Raw genomic sequence first — 22,104 nt, 5'->3', positions numbered from 1 at the left:
ACGCCCGCCCGGCGGGGCCCCGGGGCACCCCGCCGGTCCCGGCCGTCCCACGGACATCTCCGGTCCCGTGTTGTCACGGACCGGTAACGACGCCTACCGTGACCGCGTCCGGTCGGTCGTCTCGTCCCCACCCGGGGAGCCTGACCGGACGCCGCCGAGTCGCGTCCGCACCCGCGGTCGCGAGCCGGGGACCCACCGCAGTCCTGGGGTGAATCGCACCCCGGCGAGCGACCGCTCGCCTGGTGCGTAGGGCTTCTTCCCGCCCGAACCCGTCAGCTAACCCGGTAGGCGGCCACGGAAGGAACGGAGAGTCTCCGCATGCCCGCCTCCGGGCCTCCCCGGCCCGCAGGTGCAGCCGTGCGCGCGCTGCGCGCCCCCGCGTCCGCCTGACGCCGGCTCCCACCTGCCCGCTCCCGGCCCCCCGCCGGGACCCGTGGACCGCGACATCCGCCAGACCGCGTGGCACCGCCCGATCCCCGGGCGACCCCGCACTCTCCCTCGGAGCACCCACCCCCTCATGCGTTCCCGTACCCGCACCTCCGCCGACGCGCCCGCGACCGTCGAGGCCAGCGCCGTCGAGAGCACCGCCGTCGACAGCGCCGCCGTCGAGAGCACCGACACCGCCGTCCTCGAGGCCGTCCGGCCCGCGAGGGTCCGCCGCGGCTCCCCGCTGCTCGGCCCCCGCCGCCCCGCCCTGCTGCTCGGCGCCGCGGCCGCCGGCGCGCTCGTCGTCGGCGTGCTGTCCACCAGCAGCCCCGCCGCCTCCGCCGGCACCGACACCGTGAGCGCCTCGGTGAGCGTGGCCGAGCAGCTCGGCATCCCGCAGCAGCCGGCCGCGTCCGCGCCGGCCGTCGAGGAGACCGACCTCGCGCCGCTGGAGGACCTCGCCGCCTCCCGCAGCCAGCGCTCGGCCGACGAGACCACCGCCGCGCAGGCCCAGGCCGCCGCCGACCAGGCCGAGCTCGACCGCCGCGCCGCCGAGGAGGCCGCGCGGATCGCCGCCGAGCAGGAGGCCGCCCGCCGCGCCGCCGAGGAGGCCGCCGCCCGCGCCGCCGCCGAGCAGGCCGCAGCGGCCGCCGCCGCGGAGCAGGCCGCCGCCGCCCAGCAGCAGTCGACCTCCGCCGCCGCCCCGGCGCCGGCCGCCTCCGCCGCCCCGGCCGCCCGCGGCTCCTTCAAGGAGTACGCGATGAGCAAGGTCGGCAGCGGCGAGCAGTTCTCCTGCCTCGAGAGCCTGTGGGGCAAGGAGAGCGGCTGGAACCCCAACGCGCAGAACCCGAGCAGCACCGCCTACGGGATCCCGCAGTTCCTCGACTCCACCTGGGCCAGCACCGGCATCGCCAAGACCTCCGACGGCTACCGGCAGATCGACGCGGGCCTCATCTACATCGAGGAGCGCTACGGCTCCCCGTGCGCCGCGTGGGCGCACTCCCAGTCCACCGGCTGGTACTGATCGCCGCGTGACGGAGGCCGGTCCCCGGGTCGTGCCCGCGGGCTTCGTCCGCGCGCACACCCAGGTCCGGCGTCCGTCGCTGGTCCCGGAGGTGCGGCTGCACGTCGCCGACGACGTCGTCGCCCTCTGGGAGGCCATGGAGGTCGCCGCGGGCGGCGCCGGTGAGGCGCCGCCGTTCTGGGCGGCCGCCTGGCCGGGCGGGCAGGCGCTGGCCCGCGCGGTCCTCGACGGCGCGGTGCCGGTGGGCGGCCGCCGCGTGCTCGACCTCGGGTCGGGCAGCGGCCTGGTCGCGATCGCCGCGGTGCTCGCCGGCGCCCGGCACGTGCTCGCCAGCGACGTCGACCCGTTCTCCCGGACGGCGGTCGGCGTCAACGCCGGCCTCAACGGGGTGACCGGCATCAGCGTCACCGGCGACGTGCTCGACCGCGAGCCGCCTGCCGTCGACGTCGTCCTGGCCGGCGACGTCTGCTACGACCGCGAGATGACCGAGCGGGTGCTGCCCTTCCTCGACCGGGCCCGCGCCCGCGGCTGCGAGGTGCTGGTCGGCGACCCCGGCCGCCCCTACCTCCCGCACGAGCGGCTGGAGCCGGTGCTCGCCCTCGACGTCCCCGAGACCGAAGGGCCGGGGCTGCGCCGCACCACCGTCTGGCGGCTGCCCTGACCCCCGGCGGCTAGCGTCCGCGGCGTGCGCCCCTACGACTTCACCGGCACCGCCGTCGTCACCGGAGCCGCCAGCGGCATCGGCGCGGCGCTGGCGCCGCAACTGGCCGCCCGCGGCACCGACCTCGTCCTCCTCGACCGCGACGGCGACCGGCTCGAGCGGGTCGCCGCGTCGGTGCGGGCGGCCTCCCCGGAGCGGGCCGTGGACACCGTCGTCGCCGACCTGGCCGACGCCGGCCAGGTGCGCGCGGCCGCCGAGGCCCTCGTCCGTGACCACCCGGCGACGACGCTGCTCGTGAACAACGCCGGCGTCGCGCTGGCCGGCCGCTTCGACCAGGTGACCCTCGAGGAGTTCGACTGGGTCCTCGACGTCAACCTGCGCGCCGCCGTCCGGCTCACCCACGCCCTGCTGCCCACCCTGCGGGCGCACCCCGGCGCGCACGTCGTGTGCGTGTCCAGCCTGTTCGGGCTGATGGCGCCGGCCGGGCAGGTGGCCTACGCGACGAGCAAGTTCGCCGTCCGCGGCTTCGCCGAGGCGCTGCGGCACGAGCTCGCCGACGACGGCGTGGGCGTCACCAGCGTGCACCCCGGCGGCATCGCCACCCGGATCGCCGAGACCGCGCGGCTGGGCAGCGGCGTCGACCCCGTGGAGGCCGCGCGGGGCACCGCCGAGTTCTCCCGGCTGCTGCGCTACCCGGCCGACCGGGCCGCGCGGCGCATCGTCGAGGCCGTGGAGCGCCGCCGCCCGCGACTGCTCATCGGCGCCAGCGCCGTCGTGCCCGACGTCCTCGTGCGGCTCGCGCCCGGCTCCTACGGGCGGGTGCTGGCCGGCGCCGCCCGGCTGGCGGGCCTCCGCCGCGGGGCCTGAGCCCGCCGGTGTCCGTCCACGTCGGCACGTCGGGGTGGAGCTACGACCACTGGGACGGCGTCCTGTACCCCCCGGGGACGCCGCAGCGGGACCGGCTGGCGCACTACGTGCGCCGGTTCGGCACCGTGGAGCTCAACGCCAGCTTCTACCGCTGGCCGCGCACCGCCGCCTTCGCCGCGTGGCGGCGCCGGCTGCCCGAGGGCTTCCAGATGTCGGTCAAGGCCCCGCGCGGGCTCACCCACGCGAAGCGGCTGTACGGCCCGGAGGCGTGGGTCGAGCGGATGGCCGCGGCCTGGCACGAGCTCGGCCCCCGGCGGGCGGTGCTGCTGGTCCAGCTGCATCCGGCGGCGGCGCGGGACGACGCCCGGCTCGCGTACTTCCTGTCGCTGGTGCCACCGTGGATGCGGGTCGCCGTGGAGTTCCGGCACCCGAGCTGGCACGACGAGGCCGTGTTCGCGCTGCTCGAGCGGCACGGCGCCGCCTACTGCGTCATGAGCGGCGCCGGCCTGCCGTGCGTGCTGCGTGCGACCGCGCCGTTCGTCTACGTCCGGCTGCACGGCCCCGACCCGGCGCACCTGTACGCCGGCTCCTACCCGGACGCCGACCTGCGCTGGTGGGCGGACCGGATCGGCGAGTGGGCCGGGCAGGGCCGCGACGTGTACGCCTACTTCAACAACGACGGCCACGGCCACGCGGTGCGCGACGCGGAGTCGCTGCGGGCCCTGGTCGGCTGAGCGCGGCCCCGCCGCTGCCGCGAGACTGGGCCGGGACCCGCCGGCGGCGGCGGGCCGAGCCGGGGGAGGACGACGTGACCGAGCCGGAGGAGACGCCGCGCGACGGCGGCCGGGTGGCGCGCACGGTCGAGGACTTCGTCGCGCAGCTGCGCGGCTTCACCGACCGGGCCACCCGGCTCGCCGCGGGCGCGGTGCCGTCGGGGCTCGCGCTGCCGCGGCTGCCCTCGCCGCCGGGGGCGATGTCGGCGGCGCAGGTCCGCTCGATCGCGGCGTCGGTCAAGGCGCAGCGGCAGCTGATCGAGGGCCTGGTCGGGCAGTTGCAGGCCTTCGACGAGCAGCTCGCCGTCTTCGAGCGGATCCTCGACCCGCTCGTGGAGTGGAGCTCCACCTGGGCGCGGCTGGAGGAGTCCTTCGCCGACGTCGTCCGCCGGTCACCGACCGATCCTCAGACCCCGTCCTCGTAGCAGGCGGTGAGCGCCCCCACCACGAGAGGGACGTCGAGCGCCGAGGCCAGCTCGCGGCAGGAGTGCATGGCCAGCATCGGCGCGCCGACGTCGACGGTGGCCAGCCCCAGCCGGGTCGCCGTCAGCGGGCCGATCGTCGAGCCGCAGGGCAGGTCGGCGCGGGAGACGAACGTCTGGACCGGCACGCCGGCCTCGGCGCACCGCTCGGCGAACCACGCGCCGCCGGCCGCGTCGGTGGCGTAGGCCTGGTTGGCGTTGACCTTCACCACCGGCCCGCCGCCGAGCTGCGGGGCGTGGGCGGGCTCGTGCCGGTCGTACCGGGTCGGGTGGACGGCGTGCGCCATGTCGGCCGAGACCAGCCGCGAGCGGGCCAGCGCCCGGGGCAGCGCCTGCGGGTCACCGCCGTCGGTGACCGCCACGACCCGCCGGACGACGTCCTCGAGGAAGCTGCCGCGCGCGCCGGACATCGAGCCGCTGCCCACCTCCTCGTGGTCGTTGGCCACGAACACCTGGGTGCGGGCGCCGGGTGCGGCGGCGAGCAGCGCGGTGACGCCGGCGTGGCAGCTGGCCAGGTTGTCCAGCCGGGGCGCGGCGATCCAGGTGCCGTCGGCGCCGGTGGTGCCCGCCGGCTGGGTGTCGGCCAGCACGAGGTCGGAGGCGAGCACGTCGGCGGGCGCGACGCCGGCGGCCTCCGCGAGCGCCTCGGTCAGGCCGGGTTCGGTGCCGAGGTCGCGCGACCACACCGGAACCAGGTGCCGCTGCGGGTCGAGGGTCAGTCCCTCCCGCACCGAGCGGTCGAGGTGGATGGCCAGCGAGGGCAGCCGCAGCGGGGCGCCGTCGAGCCGGACCAGCTCGGTGCGCCCGCCCCGCAGCACGACCCGGCCGGCGACGGTGAGCTCCCGGTCGAGCCAGGTGTGCCACAGCCCGCCGCCGTACGGCTCGACGCCCACGAGCCGGTAGCCGGCCTGCCGCACGTCGGAGCGCGGGCGCACCCGGAAGGTGGGGGAGTCGGTGTGCGCGCCGACCAGCCGCATCCCGGCCTCCGCGAGCGGCGCGGCGCCCAGCCGGAAGGCGACGACGCTGCCGCCGCGCACCACGGCGTACAGGCCACCGGGGACGAGGGTCCAGGCGTCGTCCTCGGCCAGCACGGTGGCGCCGGCCGCGGTCAGCCGGCGGGTGAGCTCGGCGACGGCGTGGAAGGGGGACGGCGAGGCGTCGACGAGGGCGCGCAGGTCGTCGCCGAGGGAGAGGCCGGGGGAGAGGTCGGGCACCTCCGCGATCCTGCCCCACGGACCGGACGGGCTCGACCCCGGTCGTGAATGGTCATGCGTGAGCGTGCATAATCTCTCTCGTGTCCAAGGTGCTCACGTCCCTGCCCGTCGGCGAACGCGTCGGGATCGCCTTCTCCGGTGGTCTCGACACCTCCGTGGCGGTCGCCTGGATGCGCGACAAGGGCGCCGTCCCCTGCACGTACACCGCCGACATCGGCCAGTACGACGAGCCCGACATCGCCTCGGTGCCCGGCCGCGCCTCCGCCTACGGCGCGGAGATCGCCCGGCTGGTCGACTGCCGGGAGGCGCTGGTCGAGGAGGGGCTGGCGGCCCTGACCTGCGGTGCCTTCCACATCCGCTCCGGCGGGCGCAGCTACTTCAACACGACGCCGCTGGGTCGGGCGGTCACCGGCACGCTGCTGGTGCGCGCGATGCTCGAGGACGGCGTCGGCATCTGGGGCGACGGCTCGACGTTCAAGGGCAACGACATCGAGCGCTTCTACCGCTACGGCCTGCTGGCCAACCCGTCGCTGCGCATCTACAAGCCGTGGCTGGACGCCGCGTTCGTCGAGGAGCTCGGCGGCCGGCAGGAGATGTCGGAGTGGCTGACCGCGCACGGCCTGCCCTACCGGGACAGCGCGGAGAAGGCCTACTCGACCGACGCCAACATCTGGGGCGCCACCCACGAGGCCAAGCGCCTGGAGCACCTCGACGCCGGCATCGAGATCGTGCAGCCGATCATGGGCGTCCGGTTCTGGGACCTGGCCGTCGAGATCGAGCCCGAGGACGTGACCATCGGCTTCGCCAACGGGCGGCCGGTGTCGGTCAACGGCAAGGAGTACGCCTCCGCCGTCGACCTGGTGCTCGAGGTCAACGCGATCGGCGGCCGGCACGGGCTGGGTATGTCCGACCAGATCGAGAACCGGGTCATCGAGGCCAAGAGCCGCGGCATCTACGAGGCGCCGGGCATGGCGCTGCTGCACGCCGCCTACGAGCGGCTGGTCAACGCGATCCACAACGAGGACACCCTCGCGACCTACCACACGGAGGGCCGGCGGCTGGGCCGGCTGATGTACGAGGGCCGGTGGCTGGACCCCCAGGCGCTCATGCTGCGGGAGTCGCTGCAGCGCTGGGTCGGCATGGCCGTCACCGGTGAGGTCACGCTGCGGCTGCGGCGGGGCGAGGACTGGTCGATCGTCGACACCACCGGCCCCGCGTTCAGCTACCACCCCGACAAGCTGTCGATGGAGCGCACCGAGGACCCGGCGTTCGGCCCGACCGACCGGATCGGCCAGCTGACCATGCGCAACCTCGACATCGCCGACTCCCGCGCCAAGCTCGAGCAGTACGCCCGGCTCGGCATGGTCGGCGGCGGCGGGAGCGAGACGGCGGTCATCGGCGCGGCGCAGGCCGCGGCCACCGGCCTGATCGACGGCATGACCGAGGGCGGCGCCGAGGCGATCGCCGGCCGCGCCGTCGCCGGGGTCGACGACGAGGCCCTCGACCGCGCCGCCATGGAGTCCGGCACCGACTGACGCCCGGGTCCGCCTCCCGCGCGCGGGAGGCGGACCTCGGCGGAGTGGCCGTCAGGTGCCCCCGCGGAGGGCGTCGACGGGCTCGATGCGGGCCGCGCGACGGGCCGGCAGACCGCCGGCGACCAGGCCGACGACCGCGCCGAGCAGCGCGCCGCCCAGAGCGACCCACGGGTCGACGACGGGGGTCCAGCCCCGCACCACGGAGACGCCGACGACGGCGAACACGCCCAGGGCCGCGCCGATCAGGCCGCCGAGCAGGCCGACGACGACCGACTCGGCGACGAACTGCCCGGCGATCTGACGCCCGGTCGCCCCGATCGCCCGGCGCAGGCCGATCTCGCCGACCCGCTCCATCACCGACAGCGTCGTCACGTTCGCGATGCCCACCCCGCCGGCGAGCAGCACGATCACCGACAGGACGAGGAACACCTCGTTCACGTCGGCCTGCACGTCCCGCCCGAGCTCGGACCGGCCGTCCGGGGCGTCCACCTCCAGGCTCTCCGGGTCGTCCGGTGCCAGTGCGAGCGCGGCCTGGCCGCGCAACTGGGGGCCGGCGCCTACGGCGATGCGGGCCTGCGCGTCGCCGGGGGCGGCCAGTCCGAAGTCGGCACGGGCCGTCCCGGTGGGGAGGATGACCGCGCCGAGCAGCTCCGCGCGGGCGTCGAGCGAGGCGACCACGCCCACCACGGCGTAGGCGATGCCGTCGATGAACACCGAGGGCTGCGTGTCGACCCGGACGACGCCCAGCCGCTCGGCGACCCGGGCGCCCAGGACGGCCACCCGGTCGGCCCGGCGGTCGTGCCCGGCGTCGAAGAAGCGGCCGGTGGCCAGCTGCCCACCGAGGGTGTCGAGCAGCTCGTCGGAGGCCGCGTACACCGGGGGAGGGGCGCTCGGCGGCTGCGACGGGTCGTTGACCGGCACCGTCGTGACGACCGCCTCGGGCAGCGGCACCTCGGCCAGCAGTGTCGCCGACTCGATCCCGGCGAGCCGCTCCAGCCGGGGGACGGCGTCCCAGGGCAGCGCCGTCGTCGCGACGGTCGTCCCGCCCCCGGTGCTCGCCGTCCGCGGGGTGACGACGAGCTGGGTGACCGAGGCGGCGTCGAACTGGCGGGCGATCTGCGCGGCGGCGGTCTGGGCGAGGCCGATGGTGGCGACGAGCGCGGTGATGCCGAGCACGGTGCCCAGGACCGTCATCACCAGGCGCCCGGGCCGGGAGCCGATGTCGGCGGTGGCCTCGCCGAGCAGGTCGGTGAAGCGGAAGCGGTCGGCCGGCGCGACCGGGCTCCCGGGAGTGGGGACGGGCCGCCGTCGCAGGCGGGCCGGCAGGTGGGGCCGGGGCAGGCGCCGCACGCGGGACGGCGGGGTGGCCCGGCCCGTCACCCCGCCTCGCTCACGCGGCCGTCGGCGAGCCGGATCCGCCGGGAGGCCCGCCGCGCCACGTCCGCGTCGTGGGTGATGACCACCAGGGTCAGCCCGTCGGCGTGCAGCTCGTCGAACAGGGCCATGATCTCCCCGGACGTGGCCTGGTCGAGGTTGCCGGTCGGCTCGTCGGCCAGGAGAACGCGGGGACGCGAGGCGACCGCGCGGGCCACGGCGACCCGCTGCCGCTCCCCTCCGGAGAGGGTCCCGGGCAGGAAGCCGACGCGGTGGCCGAGGCCCACCCGCTCGAGGGCCTCCCGGGCCCGCGGCTCCCGCTCGGCGCGCGGGGTGCCGTTGTAGAGCATCGGCAGGAGCACGTTCTCCAGCACGCTGCGCCGGGACATCAGGTGGAACGCCTGGAAGACGAAACCCAGGTGCCGGGCGCGCAGCGCGGCCCGCTCGTCCTCGTCGAGCGTCCCGGTGAGCACCCCGCCGAGCCGGTACTCGCCGACCGTCGGGCGGTCGAGGAGCCCGAGGACGTTGAGCATCGTGGACTTCCCCGACCCGCTGGGGCCGGTGACGGAGACGTAGTCGCCGTCGGCGACGGACAGGCTGACTCCCTTGAGCGCCTGCACCTCGGGAGGGCCGGGGAACGACCGGGTGACGTCCCGCAGCTCGATGGCCGGCGGCGCGGCGGGTTCGGTGGCCGGCAGCGTGGCCGGCAGCGCGGCGGGCTCGGTGGCAGGGACGGTGGCCGGCAGCGGCTCCGTCGCCGGGTCGGCGGCCGGCGCCGCGGGCCCGGTCGTCACCGGCCGACCACCACGAGGTCGTCCTCCTCGAGGTCGCCCTCGACGGGGCGGACCTCGACGGCACCGTCGGCGGCCAGTCCGGTCTCCACCACGACCGTGCGGGTCTCGGCGCGGGCGCCGTCGCGCGGGTCGCCCTCGACCACCTCGACCCGTGCCTCCCCGCCGGGCCCGGCGCTCAGCGCGGCCAGCGGCACGGAGAGCACGTCGCCGTCCGTCGCCCCCACCGGGATCCCGACCCGCACGTTGGCGCCCTGCAGTTCGGCGACCTGCTCCGGCGTGAGCGGGGCGGGCTCCAGCTGCACGGTCCACCGGGCCTCCTCGCCCTCCCCCGGGGTGACCTCGGTGACCGTGGCGGGGTGCTCGGTGCCGTCGGGCAGGTCGAAGGCGGCCGTCATGCCCGGGCCGAGCAGCCGGGCGTCCGCCACGGCCACGGTGCCCGACAGGCTGAGGGTGGCTCCCGACACGGTCATCGCCGCGCCCTGGAGCACCGCACCGCGTCGCGCCTCCACCGCGTCCACCCGGCGCGGGAGCTGGGTGAGGTAGAGGACCTCGCCGGCGGGCAGGGCCGGCAGGGCGGCCTCCCGCGCCCGTCCGAGCTCCTCGCGCGCCAGGGCGAGCTGGTCCTCGGCGGCGGACAGCGAGGCCCGCTGCGCCGTCGTGTCGGGCGGCGCGTCGAGCGCCTGGCGCCGCAGCTGCGCGAGGGCCAGGGTGTCCCGCAGGTCGCCGATCGTGACCGCGTCGTCGGGCGTCGCGGCGAGGGCGGCGTCGAGGGCGCGCCGCGCGCTGGCCACCGCGTTGTCCGCCTCCCGGACGTCGACCGCCGACGGTCCGCTCCGGGCGCTGGCGAGCTCGGCCTGCGCGGCCGCGACGGCCTGCTCCGCGCCCCGGACGGCGTCCTGCGCCGCCAGCACGCCGTCCTCGGAGCCCTCCTCGGGAGCCGGTGGCGGGTAGCCGGCCTGCGCGTAGAGCGCGGTGACCGCGGCGGCCGCGGTCTGGTCGAACACGTCGTTGCCGGGGTCGCCGGCGTCCAGGCCGACGGCGCGCACGGCCTCCTTGAACTGGACGACGTCGGGTCCGGAGACCCCGACGCGCAGCGTCCGGTACGCCGGCAGCTCTCCCGGCAGGACGACGACCGGGCGGCCGGCGATCTCCAGCGCCACCTCCACCGCGTCCAGCTCGGAGCCGACCTCCGGCACCTGGCCGGTGACGACGGCGGGGCCGGGGACGGCGGAGGTGTCGATGGTGACCTCGACGGAGTCGGCGTACCCGACCTCGCCCCGGATGGTGACGTCGTTGCTCAGCGCCCCGAAGGCCACGGGCACGGTCACCAGACCGGGCGCCGGCGCCTCGTCCGACGTGGCGTCCGGCGCGACCAGGAACCGGCCGGTGAGCAGTCCCGCGACCAGCGCGACGACCGCCACCGCGGCGGTGACCCACAGCGGGCGGTTGCGGTGCAGCAGCGAGAGCCAGGCCGACCACCGGGAGGACCTCGCCGCGGTCGTGGCCGGCGGGTCGAGGTCCTCCACGTCCGGTCCGGTCACCGTCAGTCCCGCTCGGCCGCGGCGACCAGCGCGTCCAGCTCCGCCCGGTGGTCGTCGATGAACTGCTCCTCGACCTCGTGGGTGATCTCGGTCGAGCGGTCGCGGTAGTCGGTCTCCTCGCGGCAGCCCAGGTCGGCCAGGGCGAGCTCCACCTCGCGCTCGGCCAGCGCGTCGAGGGCGGCCTGGTCGGGCTCACCGGTCGAGGTGCCGTCCTCGGAGACGGCGACGTCCTCGTAGACCGCGTTCAGGTCGTCGTAGACGGAGTTCTGCGCGTCGACCTGGGTGGCGTGACCCCCGTGGCCGGCGGCGTCCATGCACGCGGCCCACTCGGCGTCCAGCTCGGCCATGCCCGGCCACGTCGGCATGCCGGTGTACAGCTCGTCGATGGCCGCGAACAGGGACGCGAACTCCTCGGACTGGGAGAGGTCCTCGCCGGCGACCTCGTGCTGGGCGGCGCCCTGGCAGCCGGCGGTGGTCCAGTCGTACTCGTAGGAGCCGTCCTCGGCGAGGTCCTCCTCGTCGGGCATCGGGCCCGACAGCGCCTCGTAGAAGGCCGTCTGCTCCGACTCCGACAGGCTCGCCACGTAGTCGGCGTTGGGGTCGACGAACTCCTCCTCGGGCGCCGGCTGCTCGGTGTAGGGGGACGTGACCGCGCCGTAGCCGTACTGGCTCACCCAGTCCCGGTCGTCCGGCTCCCACTCGACGTCCTCGTAGGAGACGAAGCCGGCCGACTGCGTGTTCGGCGTGTACTCGAAGCCCTGCTCCTGCATGCAGCCGGCGATGAGCTCCTCCGTGCGCTCCTGCTCCTCGGCGAACCGGCGCTCCTGCTCCTCCGGGGAGAGGTCGCCGCCGTAGAGGGCGTCCAGGTACTCCGACAGCGGGGAGGTCTGCTCGGCGGCGTCGGCTGCCGCACCGGAGTCGCCGTCCGAGCCGGAGCAGCTGGACAGGAGCAGCGCGAGGGCGGCCACGGCCGACACCCGGGCGAGAGCAGGACGGACGTTCACGAGGCCTCCCGACGGACGATCTGTGCGCACCGTAGGGGTCCGGAACCGCTGCGTACATCATCCTCGGGGCGGATCCGGACGGGTGTCGTCCGGGAGGATCGCGGCGGTCCCGGCACGTCCGAGAGGCCCCGCCCGCGGACGCCCGCGGACCCGCCCGGCGCGAGACCCGGTCGCGCTCAGCCGGGGAGGCGCACGTCCGCGCGCAGCGGGTGGTCGGCCGGCACCTCGACGGGGCCACACCGCGTGCGGCCGTGTTCTGGGAGTGCTCCACGGCACAGCCCGGGTGTACGGTTCAACGACCGTTGAACCCGATGTCAGGGGAGCATCCGATGACGACGCAGACCGGACCCGTCGGTACGGGCGATCAGTCGGCTGACCGTGCGACCACCGGGGAGCGCCACAGCGGTGTCCTCATGACCGGTCGCGACGGGGAGGACGGGGCGAAGGCCTTCTACATCCTCATCGAGGCGCGCCCCGGCAAGGCGGACGAGGTGCGCGAGATGCTGGCCGACATCCTCAGGTGCGTCCAGGACGAGCCGGCCACCGGCCCCTGGTACGCGGTGCAGCACTCGGAGACCACCTTCGCGATCTTCGAGGTCTTCCCGGACCTCGCGGGGCGTCGGGCGCACGTGGCCGGAGGGGGCGGCGACGTCTTCCGCGACGTCGAGCGCATGAACGACATCCTCGCCAGGCCGGCGCACGTGCAGAAGGTCGACGTCCTGCTGAGCAAGCAGGTCTTCACGGCGCTGCCGCGGTGACCCGGGACCAGCTGCACCCGGACCTGGACCAGATCAGCATGGCCCAGGTCCTGCACGGGTTCGCCGACCCCGCGCGCCTCCACATGGTCAAGACGATGTACGAGCTCGGCGAGTGTCAGTGCTCGCTCGTCTACGCCGATCTCGGGCTGAGCAAGTCCAACGCCTCGCACCACTTCCGGGTCCTGCGGGAGAGCGGCATCCTGCGGCGCAGTCAGCGGGGCAGCCAGCAGTACGCCGCCTTGCGCGCCGAGGAGCTGGAACAGCGCTTCCCGGGGCTGCTCGCCTCCGTGCTCAGCAACATCGACGTCGCGGAGCCCGACCGGAGCGCTCCCCGCACGCAGTAGCGCTAGGTCCGCTCGACGCCCCAGCGTGCGAGCGCGACGATCGCCTCGCGCAACGCGAGCCCGCGATCGGTCAGCGCGTAGGCGCGGGTGTTGTGCCGGAGCGGCAGGCGGGTCAGCACGCCGGCCGCTTCGAGCTCGCGCAGGCGGGTCGCGAGCATGTTCGTGGGCACCCCGAGGTCGCGCTGCAGATCGCCGTAGCGCTGCGGCCCGTCGAGCAGTCTCTCCACGATCAGGAGTGCCCACCGGGCTCCGACGACGTCGAGGGTCGCGGCGAGGTCGCTCACGCGGTCGGATCGTCGGCCGACTTCATCCAGAACGGCGAGTAGTGGTAGCCGTCGAGGTCGTCGAACTGGCGCTGGTACATGAAGGGGTAGTCGTCGGTGTCCCCGATCCGGCCGCCTGCGGCGCGGGCGCGCTCGGTGAGCTCGTCGACCGCCTCGCGGCTGCCCAGATCGAACGAGACGGTGACCTTCGAGGGCGTGTCGGGTCCGCCGACCAGGTCCTCGGTGCCGCCGACGCTCGCGTACATCTGGCGGCTGCCGAGCATGACGTACTGCTCGGGCGCGATCGCGAAGCACGACACGTTGTGGTCGGACATCTCCGCGTTGAGGGTCCAGCCGAGGGCGGTGTAGAAGGCGGTCGCGCGCTCGACGTCCTCGACCGGGCAGGTGATGAAGAGGCTCATGCGGTCGACACTTGCAAAATGCAAGTGCAACGTCAAGTGCCGCCGCCGCGCTCGACCGGAGATCGGTTCGCCGGACCCGTGCGACCCGGGAAAACCTCCCGATGGCAGAGCGGTCGGTGTCCCTGCGCGGCCCACTCGAGGACACCACGAGTTGCGGAACGGGCATGCCCCATCAAGGCGGCGGCCATGACCAGAGGAGGCGCGAACCATCCGGTCCCGTCCGCTCGGGGCGTGCTGCTGTTCGTGCTCGGAGTGGCCGCTTTCGCCTTCGGCGTGGTCAAGAGCGTGGGGCGCGTGCCGCCGTTGTGGGCGGCGCTTCTCGCGGGCGTCGGTGCGGTGACGCTGACGGTCGCCCTCTGGATCTACTTCGTACGGGAGGCTGGCCGCCGCCCATAGCGGCCCAATATGGGACAGCATCCTGTCCGTGGGGCTTGAATGCACACGGCTCAAGCCTGATGGCCCATGGATGCGAGCGTCCGCGCCTGGGCCGCCGCAAGCGGCGGCCCAGGCGATTAGTGGACCTGTGGCAGGGAGGTTGTCGCTGGCTGACGAGCCCGTAGGCCCGCCCCGCCAGTCCCGCAAGTGCCGCCTTGGAGGTTTGAGTCCACACGGAATCGGTGACCGAAGCCCCGAGCCAGGTGGCCGGCCAGACGTCTGGCGCCCCTGGCGCTTCGTCGATGGCTGACTGGCGGCCATCGAGCGCAGGACGCCACCAGCAGAGGTGCGGCGGCGCATTTAGCCGACGACCGGCAGACCGGCAAGCGCCGACTCCAGGGTGAGCGGCCGGATGTAGATCCAGAGATGATCGAAGCGCCGGTCGGGCCCCCTCCGAGGGGCGAACCGAGCCTGCATGCATCCGCTTAGGAGCTGCGCGTCGAAGAGCACGCGTCGCAGCAGGTGGCTTTTAATGGAGGCCTCGGCGCAAGGGACGCTGGGGCCATGGCTTGTTAAGCACGCCGGCCGAAGGAGCGGAAGTAACCTATGAATGTACCGGAGTCGTTCTTGGCTCAGCCGTATGATGACCGACAATTGATCGTTGTCGCAGACGAGATTCGGCCGCCGGAGCAGGCGCCTGAACAGTCGGAGATATCCGGGGCGAATACATCGATCTGGCAAACGGCAGGGGCAGCAGTCATCCCCGTCGTCTTGTCGCCGGGCGCCGCCTTGGCCGCCTTGGCCGTCAAGCGCCTCATTCGCTGGAACGAGGAGAGAGTGCGCCGCGCAACGAAGGAAGGAGTCAATATTCGATCCGTGTCAAGAGCCGAAATCCAGGGGCTCCTCTTCCCGCCAGGCCACCCGCGGCGCAAGGTGGTTTACGTAGGGCACCCATCCTTTAAGCGGCAGTATATCCCCTTCGCCGCCTTCCATCGCGCCCTATTCGAACAGAAAGCAATCGAGGCGATGGAGCTTCTAGCTGGTTTAGGGGCAACGTCTATCAAGATTCGGCAAGTCGCGGGCACGGCAACCTCGGCGTCGATTGCCGCCTCTTTGGGTGTCCCTATCCAAGGCGTAACAGTCGACGTCGGCTCAGAGATCGGGTATCAGGCGTCCCAGAATAGCGAAATCCTGCTGTCAGCCACGCTGGTGCCTACGCAGGCGCCTCGGATACCAGATGGACTCGTCTGGTACCCGCACGAGCGCACCTGGCAGGGCGTAGCCAGGATGCGCCTCAGCAACGGCCTGGAGGCATACTCCTTGGAGATTGACTATAAGGACGACTACGGCATCAATTCCAAGGTGTCCGCGAAGATCGCAGACATCGGCTTCGACATCGGCGGCTCGTACAGCAGTATCGAGTCGACAAAGTGGGTCATGCAGGGCGAGTTCGCCCCCCTCCACACTCTCCCGCCTTTACACTCCAATGACAATTAGCGGCGAATCTGACATGGTTTAGCCGTCGGCGCGCGCCGATACGGTTTGGGGCTTCTTCCATCCCTGCCGCGCAGTAGTCGCAGCCCTTCGGAATCGATGCAGTTCCGGCAGCACCCAAGGTGAGCCGGGTCCCGTAAAGGGCCCGGCGCCGCTCTTGAAACCGTGGAGTCCGCACCTCACGGGGTCCGGCGTCACCCGGGCGGGCGGACGTCGACCCGCAGCGGGTGGTCGGCCGGCACCTCGACGAGCACCAATGCGACGCCGTCGGGGTCGGCGACCGTCGCCTCCAGCAGCCCCCACGGCATGCGCTCCGGCGGGGAGACGACGGGGACGCCGGCCCGTGAGAGCCGGTCGGCCTCCGCGGTGAGGTCGCGCACCTGGACCCACAGCGCCAGGCCGCGCGGCGGCTCGGCGGCCTCCCCCGACACCTCGAGCAGGCCGTTGCCGAGGAAGAACACCACCCCGCGGTGCTCCGGCGGGCCGAACTCGCGGTACACGGCCAGCCCGAGGACGTCCCGGTAGAAGGCCTGCGAGCGGGCGGCGTCGGTGGGGCGGAGGAGCACGCGGCTGCTCAGCACGTCCATGCCGTCCATCCTCTGCCCGCCCGTCCCCTGCTCGCCCGTCCTCTGCCCGCGCATACCCTCGGCCGGTGATCCCTCCCGCCCCGCCGGCGGCGCCTCCCGCCGACCGGCGGCGGGACCTGCGCGCCGACTGCGCCGCCTGCGCCGGCCTGTGCTGCGTGCTGCCCGCCTTCGCCGCCTCGGCGGACTTCGCACTCGACAAGCCGGCCGGACAGCCGTGCGTCCACCTGACCGGCCTGGACGTCGGGGCGGCCCGCTGCGGCATCCACGCCGACCTCCGGCAGCGCGGCTTCCCCGGTTGCACGGTGTTCGACTGCTTCGGCGCCGGCCAGCGGCTCGTGCAGGCCGCCGCGGTGGAGCGCCCGGCCGAGGACCCCGGCGTGGCCGCTGCCTTCCCCGTCCTGCGCCAGCTGCACGAGCTGCTCTGGTACCTCACCGAGGCGGCCGTGCTGCCGCTCGAGGCGCCACTGCGGGACGACGTCGCCGCTCTGGCGGAGCGCACCGAGCTCCTCGCGGCCAGCACGCCGGCGGAGCTCGCCGCCGTCGACCCCGCCGCCGTCCGCGCCGAGGCGGGGGAGCTGCTCGGCCGGGTGAGCGCCGCCGCCCGCCCCGGGGGGCGGGACCGCCGCGGCGCCGACCTCGTCGGGGCGGCGCTGCGCGGCGCGGACCTGCGGCGGGCCGGCCTGCGCGGCGCCTACCTGATCGCCGCCGACCTGCGCGGCGCGGACCTGCGGGGCGCCGACCTCCTCGGGGCGGACCTGCGGGGCGCCGACCTGCGCGGTGCCGACCTCACCGGCGCCCTGTTCCTCACCCGCCCGCAGGTGACCGCCGCCCGCGGCGACGCCGCCACCCGGCTGCCGGCCGGGCTGGAGCGCCCGCCGCACTGGGCAGCAGCGGTCAGCCTGCCGCGTCCTCGTCGTCGGGGCGGCCGCGGCGGCGCAGCAGGCCGGTGACCCCGATGACCCGGTTCTGCGCCTGACGGATCGTCGCGATCATCGGCATGAGGTCCTCGTCGATCGTGCGGATGATGTCCGGCACCGCGTCGACGGCGGGGTCGTCGAGCACCCGGCCGACCCGCTCCAGCCCCGGCTTGAGCGCGCGCACCGGCTCCTCGAGCTCGCCGACCAGCGTCTCCAGCCGCTCCGCGGTGCGCTGCGCCGAGGAGATCGCCGACGTCGCCGTGGAGGTCGCGGCGATCAGCTCGCGGACCGCGCCGTTGAGCTCGGTCAGGGTGCGCGGCAGCTGGGCCAGCGCCTCGGTCTGCGTCTGCAGGAGCGTCAGCAGCTCCGTGAAGCCGGGGATCTTCGGCATGCCGAGACGGAAGGGGTCCACACCGGCAACCGTCGTCCCCCCGCCGTGCGCACCGCAACTCAGCCGGGCAGCACCTCGCGCCACCGCTTGCCGGCGGCCCGGCCGCTGCGGACGTCGGCGAGGCCCCGCATGGCGTAGAGGTCGTGCCAGGTGCCGGTGAGCAGCCCGAACACCCCGACGCCGGTCTCCAGCATGGAGGGGTTCGGTGGAGGCATGCCGTTGGGCCGGACGAAGGTGACCTTCCACCGCTGACCGGCCGCCGTCAGCTTCACGCCACCGCCGAACCACCACCACGGCCAGGACACGTCGGTCACCTGCGCCAGCGGGACGTCGAACACCGGGGTGTCGCTGACGAAGGTCAGCCCGCCCTGCGCCGTCGCCAGGTAGCCGGGGACGTTGCGCAGCCCCCCGATGAGCCACGCCGGTGAGACCAGTGCCTGCGTCGTGGGGTGCACGCCGCTCCTCTCAGAGAGCCCTCAGGATGTCCTCGACCCGCTCGCGCGCGTCGCCGAACAGCATCCGGGTGTTCTCGCGGAAGAACAGGGGGTTCTGCACGCCGGCGTAGCCGGTGCTCATCGACCGCTTGAACACCACCACGTGCTCGGCCTCCCAGACGTGCAGCACCGGCATGCCGGCGATCGGGCTGCCCGGGTCCTCGGCCGCGGCCGGGTTGACCGTGTCGTTGGCGCCGATGACCAGCACCACCGACGTCTTGGCGAGGTCGTCGTTGATCTCGTCCATCTCCAGGACGACGTCGTAGGGCACCTTCGCCTCGGCGAGCAGCACGTTCATGTGCCCGGGCAGCCGCCCCGCGACGGGGTGGATGCCGAAGCGGACCTCGACGCCCTTGTCGGTGAGGGTGCGGGTGAGGTCGGCGACGGCGTTCTGCGCGTGCGCGACAGCCATGCCGTAGCCGGGGGTGATGACGACGGAGTCGGCGTCGCGCAGCAGCTGCGCGACCTCCTCGGCGGTGACCTCGGTGTGCTCGCCCTCGACGGCGGCCGCGGTGGTGCTGCCCTCGTTGCCGAAGCCGCCGGCGATGACCGACAGGAACGAGCGGTTCATCGCCTGGCACATGATGTAGCTGAGGTAGGCACCCGAGGAGCCGACCAGCGCGCCGGTGATGATCAGCAGGTCGTTGTCGAGCAGGAAGCCCGACGCCGCGGCCGCCCAGCCCGAGTAGCTGTTGAGCATCGAGACGACGACCGGCATGTCGCCGCCGCCGATCGAGGCGACCAGGTGCCAGCCCAGGGCCAGCGCCAGCACGGTGAGCGCCGACAGCACGCCGAGGCCGGGGGAGACGACGAAGACGACGGTCAGCCCGACGAACACCGCGAGCGCGCCCACGTTGAGCGCGTTCTTGCCCGGCAGGACCAGCGGGTTGCTCCTGATCCGCCCCGACAGCTTGAGGAACGCGACGATCGAGCCGGTGAAGGTGACCGCGCCGATGAAGACGCCGATCGCCACCTCGGCGGAGTGGATGCCGACCGGCAGCCCCAGCTCCTCGGCCTCCCCGGCGGGCGCGCCCTCCACCGACAGGTAGCCGTTCCAGCCGACCAGCACCGCGGCCAGGCCGACGAAGCTGTGCAGCAGCGCGATGAGCTCGGGCATGCCGGTCATCTCGACGATGCGCGCCCGCCAGATGCCGATGGCCGCACCCAGGGCCATGGCGACGACGATCAGCCCGACGGCGAGGGCGTCACCGTTGCGCCAGGCCAGCCCGATGGTGGCGACCAGCGCGATGGCCATGCCGGCGATGCCGTAGGCGTTCCCCGCCTTCGCCGTCTCGTGCCTCGACAGGCCGGCCAGGCTCAGCACGAACAGCAGGCCCGCGACGATGTAGGCGGCCGAGGCCGCGGTGGTGGCGGACATGTCGTCAGGCCCTCCGGAACATGCCGAGCATGCGGCGGGTCACCGCGAAGCCACCGAACACGTTGATGCTCGCCAGCAGCACGGCGAGGAAGGCGAGCACGGTGACCACCGTGCTGACGTGCCCGAGCTGGAGGATCGCGCCGACCACGATGATCCCGGAGATCGCGTTCGTGACGCTCATCAGCGGGGTGTGCAGCGCGTGGTGCACGTGCCCGATCACGTAGAACCCGACGACCACCGACAGCGCGAACACCGTCAGGTTGCCGATGAGCTGGTCGGGGGAGAAGGCGGCCAGCAGGAACAGCAGCGCGGCGCCGAGCCCGACCAGCGCGGCCCGCCGCCCGGGTGGCGCGGGGGCCTTGGCGGCCGGTGGTGGCAGCGGGGCGGGGGCCGAGGCTGCCGCGGCGGGTGCCGCGGAGACCTGCACCGGCGGCGGGGGCCACAGCTTCTCGCCCGCCCGGGCCACGGTCATGCCGCGGACGACGACGTCGTCGAGGTCGAGGACCAGCCGCCCGTCCTTGCCGGGGGTGAGCAGCTTGACCAGGTTCACCAGGTTCGTGGCGAACAGCTGGGAGGCCTGCGCGGGCAGCCGGGCGGGCAGGTCGGTGTAGCCGATGATCGTCACGCCGTTCGGCGTCACCACCACCTCGTCGGGCACCGAGCCCGCCACGTTGCCGCCCTGCGCGGCGGCCATGTCCACGACCACCGACCCGGGCTTCATGCTCGCCACCATGTCCTCGGTGAGCAGCCGGGGCGCGGGGCGGCCGGGGATCAGCGCGGTGGTGACGACGACGTCGACGTCGCGGGCCTGCTCGGCGTACATGACGGCGGCGCGCGCGTTGAAGCTCTCCGAGGTGACCGACGCGTAGCCGGTGCCCGATCCCGATGCCCGACCGGCGGCCTGCTCCTCCTCGTCGGCCGGCACGCCCACGTACTCCCCGCCGAGCGAGCGCACCTGCTCGGCCACCTCGGGGCGGACGTCGGTGGCCCGCACGATCGCGCCCAGGCTGCTCGCGGCGCCGATCGCGGCGAGCCCCGCGACGCCGGCGCCGGCGACGAACACCTTGGCCGGCGGCACCTTGCCCGCGGCGGTGACCTGGCCGGTGAAGAACCGGCCGAACGCGTGCGCGGCCTCCACGACGGCGCGGTAGCCGGCGATGTTGGCCATCGACGACAGCACGTCCAGCGACTGGGCGCGGGAGATGCGCGGGACGGCGTCCATGGCCAGCGCGGTGACCCGGCGGGCGACCAGCGCGTCGAGCAGGTCGGGGGAGAGCGCCGGGGCGAGCAGCGAGACGAGCACCGCGTCGGACCGCAGCCGCGCGACCTCGTCGGGAGTGGGGGCGTTGACGTGCAGGACGACGTCGGCGCCCCACGCCTCGGCCGCCGACCCGATGCGGGCGCCGGCCGCGACGTAGGCCTCGTCGGGGAAGTCGGCGCGCCCTCCGGCGCCGGACTGGACCAGGACCTCGTGGCCGAGGGCGAGCAGTTGCCCGACGCTCACGGGCGTCGCGGCCACCCGCGTCTCGTTCCGTCGGGTCTCTGCCGGCACACCGATGAGCACGCGCACTCCAACGTCAGTTCGGGCCGGCCCCGTTGCCGGCGTGACTGGGTGGTGCAGCGGGGAGGCGGGCGGCCCGACCCCGGTGAGGCATGGTGGCAGGCCGATCCGGCATCCGGCCCCAGCCGGCCCCGTTTCGTGACGCGGATCGCACCGGGTCCGGGTCAGCCCACGCGGTCGGCGACGTCGCGCAGCACGGCCGTCCAGTCCTCGAGGACGGCCTCCCGGCCCGTGCGGACGACGACGACGTCGGTGGCCGGGTCGACGTAGACGAACTGGCCCTTGTTGCCGCGCGCGGAGAACCGGCCCTCGCGCTCGGTGTCCACCCACCACCAGTACTGGTAGTGCTCGGCCGGGTCGCCGCTGGTGTCCCGCGCGGTCGCCTCGGCCACCCAGTCCGCGGGCACCACCTGCCGGTCGCCGGCGCGGCCCTCGCGGGCGAACAGCAGGCCGAAGCGGGCGTAGTCCAGCGCGCGGGCGTTGAACCCGCTCTCCATCTTCGGGAAGCCCGAGGCGGCGCTGTCGGCGCTCCAGCTCGCGTCGGCCTCGGCGCCCATCGGCCCCCACAGCGCCTCGGCGGCGAACCGCTCCACCGGCTCGCCGACGGCCCGCTCGAGCACCATCCCGACCAGGAGCGGGTTGTAGTTGTTGTAGAGCCAGGTGCGCCCGGGCGGCTCCTCGACCTCGGCGGCCAGCGCGAGCGCGCGCAGGTCGGGGGCGTAGTAGGTGAGCGCGTCGTCGCTCCAGGGCAGGCCCTGCTCCTCGTAGGACAGGCCCGAGGACATGGTCACCAGGTGCCGCAGGGTGACCTCGGCGAAGCGCGGGTCGCGGTCGAGGAGCTCGGGCACGTAGGCGGTGACCGGGTCGTCCAGGCTGCCGATGTGCCCCCGCTCGACCGCCAGGCCCACCAGCGTCGAGAGCACCGACTTGGCCACCGAGAACGACGTCTGCAGCGACTCGCGGGACTGCCCCTCGCCGTAGGTCTCCAGCAGCACCTCGTCGCCGCGCAGCACCACGAACGCCGTCGTCTCCGTGCGCTGCAGCAGCGCGTCGAGGTCCTCCTCGCCGGAGCCGGGCACCGTCACGCGGTCCAGGACGCCGCCCGGGAGGGAGCCCTCGCGCAGCGGCAGGACGTCGTCGCCGGCCGGCACCGGCAGGGCGGGGAAGCGCAGCCGGTCGTCGACGTCGGCGTCCATCCACACCAGCGCCCGCGCGATCCCGGACGAGTCGAGCGAGGCGCGCGCCCACAGCTGCGAGCCACCGCCGAGCGCGAGCGTCCCGACGAGGACGGCGATCAGGCCCGCGGCGACCCGGCCGCGGCGGCGGCGGACCAGCCGCGCGGCGCCCCAGCCCAGGGCGACCGCGACGACGGCGACGAGGAGCAGCCAGGCGAGCACGGCTGCGCACCCTAGGTGCCCGGGGCCG

Annotated in this window: 24 protein-coding genes and 1 riboswitch; of the genes, 11 read left to right on the top strand and 13 right to left on the bottom strand. The window is 74.4% G+C overall.

The features are described from left to right. Nucleotides 1-142 precede the first annotated feature (142 nt). Nucleotides 143-306, top strand: a riboswitch (cyclic di-AMP (ydaO/yuaA leader). Nucleotides 307-517: 211 nt separating this feature from the next. From BUE37_RS10880 to BUE37_RS10860, 5 genes are all read left to right on the top strand, one after another. After that, nucleotides 518-1,450 carry an aggregation-promoting factor C-terminal-like domain-containing protein gene (locus BUE37_RS10880; RefSeq protein ID WP_139252925.1) on the top strand — a complete coding sequence of 311 codons (933 nt, stop codon included), beginning with the start codon at nt 518-520 and terminating at the stop codon, nt 1,448-1,450. A gap of 7 nt (nt 1,451-1,457) precedes the next feature. Further along, the gene (locus tag BUE37_RS10875; RefSeq protein ID WP_083628553.1) at nt 1,458-2,111 is read left to right on the top strand and encodes a class I SAM-dependent methyltransferase; all 654 of its coding nucleotides are present in this window, start codon (nt 1,458-1,460) and stop codon (nt 2,109-2,111) included. Between the two features lie 24 nt (nt 2,112-2,135). Beyond that, the gene (locus BUE37_RS10870; RefSeq protein ID WP_073420181.1) at nt 2,136-2,978 is read left to right on the top strand and encodes an SDR family NAD(P)-dependent oxidoreductase; all 843 of its coding nucleotides are present in this window, start codon (nt 2,136-2,138) and stop codon (nt 2,976-2,978) included. A gap of 8 nt (nt 2,979-2,986) precedes the next feature. Then, entirely contained in the window at nt 2,987-3,712 is a 726-nt protein-coding gene (locus BUE37_RS10865) for a DUF72 domain-containing protein (protein ID WP_073420180.1), read from the top strand. Between the two features lie 74 nt (nt 3,713-3,786). Continuing rightward, nucleotides 3,787-4,176: a hypothetical protein gene (locus tag BUE37_RS10860; protein ID WP_073420179.1), complete on the top strand. Its 390-nt coding sequence runs from the start codon at nt 3,787-3,789 to the stop codon at nt 4,174-4,176. Here BUE37_RS10860 and BUE37_RS10855 read toward each other — a convergent pair. Next, entirely contained in the window at nt 4,158-5,447 is a 1,290-nt protein-coding gene (locus BUE37_RS10855) for a M18 family aminopeptidase (RefSeq protein ID WP_139252924.1), read from the bottom strand. The genes BUE37_RS10860 and BUE37_RS10855 overlap by 19 nt on opposite strands. Nucleotides 5,448-5,527: 80 nt before the next feature. Between BUE37_RS10855 and argG the strand changes: the two genes are divergently transcribed. After that, the gene (gene argG / locus BUE37_RS10850; protein WP_073420177.1) at nt 5,528-6,982 is read left to right on the top strand and encodes an argininosuccinate synthase; all 1,455 of its coding nucleotides are present in this window, start codon (nt 5,528-5,530) and stop codon (nt 6,980-6,982) included. A 51-nt stretch (nt 6,983-7,033) separates the two neighbouring features. Here the strand turns inward: argG and BUE37_RS10845 are convergent, their stop codons facing one another. The 4 genes from BUE37_RS10845 to BUE37_RS10830 are packed head-to-tail and all read right to left on the bottom strand — an operon-like array spanning nt 7,034 to nt 11,695. Further along, nucleotides 7,034-8,362: an ABC transporter permease gene (locus tag BUE37_RS10845; RefSeq protein ID WP_217651208.1), complete on the bottom strand. Its 1,329-nt coding sequence runs from the start codon at nt 8,360-8,362 to the stop codon at nt 7,034-7,036. Then, entirely contained in the window at nt 8,359-9,150 is a 792-nt protein-coding gene (locus BUE37_RS10840; RefSeq protein WP_245794510.1) for an ABC transporter ATP-binding protein, read from the bottom strand. The genes BUE37_RS10845 and BUE37_RS10840 overlap by 4 nt, the downstream gene beginning before the upstream one ends. After that, nucleotides 9,147-10,691, bottom strand: coding sequence for a hypothetical protein (locus BUE37_RS10835; RefSeq protein ID WP_217651207.1), 1,545 nt, complete (start codon nt 10,689-10,691; stop codon nt 9,147-9,149). Before BUE37_RS10835 ends, BUE37_RS10840 begins: the two co-directional genes overlap by 4 nt. A 2-nt stretch (nt 10,692-10,693) precedes the next feature. Continuing rightward, the gene (locus tag BUE37_RS10830; protein WP_073420176.1) at nt 10,694-11,695 is read right to left on the bottom strand and encodes a hypothetical protein; all 1,002 of its coding nucleotides are present in this window, start codon (nt 11,693-11,695) and stop codon (nt 10,694-10,696) included. Between the two features lie 413 nt (nt 11,696-12,108). On the opposite strand from BUE37_RS10830, the gene BUE37_RS10825 reads away from it, so the two are divergent. Together BUE37_RS10825 and BUE37_RS10820 are read left to right on the top strand one after the other, a co-directional pair. Further along, nucleotides 12,109-12,453, top strand: a complete 345-nt coding sequence (locus BUE37_RS10825) for a putative quinol monooxygenase (RefSeq protein ID WP_073420742.1) — start codon at nt 12,109-12,111, stop codon at nt 12,451-12,453. Further along, the gene (locus BUE37_RS10820; protein ID WP_217651206.1) at nt 12,450-12,797 is read left to right on the top strand and encodes an ArsR/SmtB family transcription factor; all 348 of its coding nucleotides are present in this window, start codon (nt 12,450-12,452) and stop codon (nt 12,795-12,797) included. The genes BUE37_RS10825 and BUE37_RS10820 overlap by 4 nt, the downstream gene beginning before the upstream one ends. Before the next feature lie 2 nt (nt 12,798-12,799). Here BUE37_RS10820 and BUE37_RS24465 read toward each other — a convergent pair whose 3' ends face one another. Together BUE37_RS24465 and BUE37_RS24460 are read right to left on the bottom strand one after the other, a co-directional pair. Continuing rightward, entirely contained in the window at nt 12,800-13,081 is a 282-nt protein-coding gene (locus tag BUE37_RS24465) for a winged helix-turn-helix transcriptional regulator (RefSeq protein WP_073420175.1), read from the bottom strand. Continuing rightward, nucleotides 13,078-13,482 carry a VOC family protein gene (locus BUE37_RS24460; RefSeq protein WP_073420174.1) on the bottom strand — a complete coding sequence of 135 codons (405 nt, stop codon included), beginning with the start codon at nt 13,480-13,482 and terminating at the stop codon, nt 13,078-13,080. Before BUE37_RS24460 ends, BUE37_RS24465 begins: the two co-directional genes overlap by 4 nt. 231 nt (nt 13,483-13,713) lie before the next feature. Here BUE37_RS24460 and BUE37_RS23810 point away from each other — a divergent pair, with 231 nt between their 5' ends. Both BUE37_RS23810 and BUE37_RS10805 read left to right on the top strand, forming a co-directional pair. Continuing rightward, the gene (locus BUE37_RS23810) at nt 13,714-13,878 is read left to right on the top strand and encodes a hypothetical protein (protein ID WP_175562847.1); all 165 of its coding nucleotides are present in this window, start codon (nt 13,714-13,716) and stop codon (nt 13,876-13,878) included. Between the two features lie 585 nt (nt 13,879-14,463). Next, nucleotides 14,464-15,354: a hypothetical protein gene (locus BUE37_RS10805; protein WP_139252923.1), complete on the top strand. Its 891-nt coding sequence runs from the start codon at nt 14,464-14,466 to the stop codon at nt 15,352-15,354. Nucleotides 15,355-15,545: 191 nt separating this feature from the next. Here the strand turns inward: BUE37_RS10805 and BUE37_RS10800 are convergent, their stop codons facing one another. Continuing rightward, nucleotides 15,546-15,938 (bottom strand): VOC family protein, encoded by a 393-nt coding sequence (locus BUE37_RS10800; RefSeq protein WP_073420740.1) that lies wholly within the window; start codon nt 15,936-15,938, stop codon nt 15,546-15,548. A 65-nt stretch (nt 15,939-16,003) separates the two neighbouring features. Here BUE37_RS10800 and BUE37_RS10795 point away from each other — a divergent pair, with 65 nt between their 5' ends. Then, nucleotides 16,004-16,888, top strand: coding sequence for a pentapeptide repeat-containing protein (locus BUE37_RS10795; protein ID WP_245794508.1), 885 nt, complete (start codon nt 16,004-16,006; stop codon nt 16,886-16,888). Here BUE37_RS10795 and BUE37_RS10790 read toward each other — a convergent pair. The 5 genes from BUE37_RS10790 to BUE37_RS10770 all read right to left on the bottom strand — a co-directional run bounded on the left by BUE37_RS10790 (nt 16,833) and on the right by BUE37_RS10770 (nt 22,076). Beyond that, nucleotides 16,833-17,267, bottom strand: coding sequence for a hypothetical protein (locus BUE37_RS10790; RefSeq protein WP_073420172.1), 435 nt, complete (start codon nt 17,265-17,267; stop codon nt 16,833-16,835). The two genes, BUE37_RS10795 and BUE37_RS10790, sit on opposite strands and share 56 nt — an antisense overlap. 38 nt (nt 17,268-17,305) lie before the next feature. Next, on the bottom strand, nt 17,306-17,701 hold the full coding sequence (locus BUE37_RS10785; RefSeq protein ID WP_073420171.1) for a hypothetical protein: 396 nt from the start codon (nt 17,699-17,701) through the stop codon (nt 17,306-17,308). 10 nt (nt 17,702-17,711) lie between these two features. Next, complete coding sequence (pntB, locus tag BUE37_RS10780) at nt 17,712-19,118, bottom strand: Re/Si-specific NAD(P)(+) transhydrogenase subunit beta (RefSeq protein WP_073420170.1); 1,407 nt, start codon at nt 19,116-19,118, stop codon at nt 17,712-17,714. A gap of 4 nt (nt 19,119-19,122) precedes the next feature. Further along, entirely contained in the window at nt 19,123-20,670 is a 1,548-nt protein-coding gene (locus BUE37_RS10775; protein WP_281248079.1) for a Re/Si-specific NAD(P)(+) transhydrogenase subunit alpha, read from the bottom strand. A gap of 173 nt (nt 20,671-20,843) precedes the next feature. After that, nucleotides 20,844-22,076, bottom strand: a complete 1,233-nt coding sequence (locus BUE37_RS10770) for a serine hydrolase domain-containing protein (protein WP_073420169.1) — start codon at nt 22,074-22,076, stop codon at nt 20,844-20,846. Nucleotides 22,077-22,104 lie beyond the last annotated feature (28 nt).

It is taken from the genome of Geodermatophilus nigrescens, assembly GCF_900129495.1.
GTDB lineage: Bacteria > Actinomycetota > Actinomycetes > Mycobacteriales > Geodermatophilaceae > Geodermatophilus > Geodermatophilus nigrescens.
Note: the sequence above shows the minus strand (reverse complement) of the source record. Positions and strands in the feature narration are given on the sequence as shown.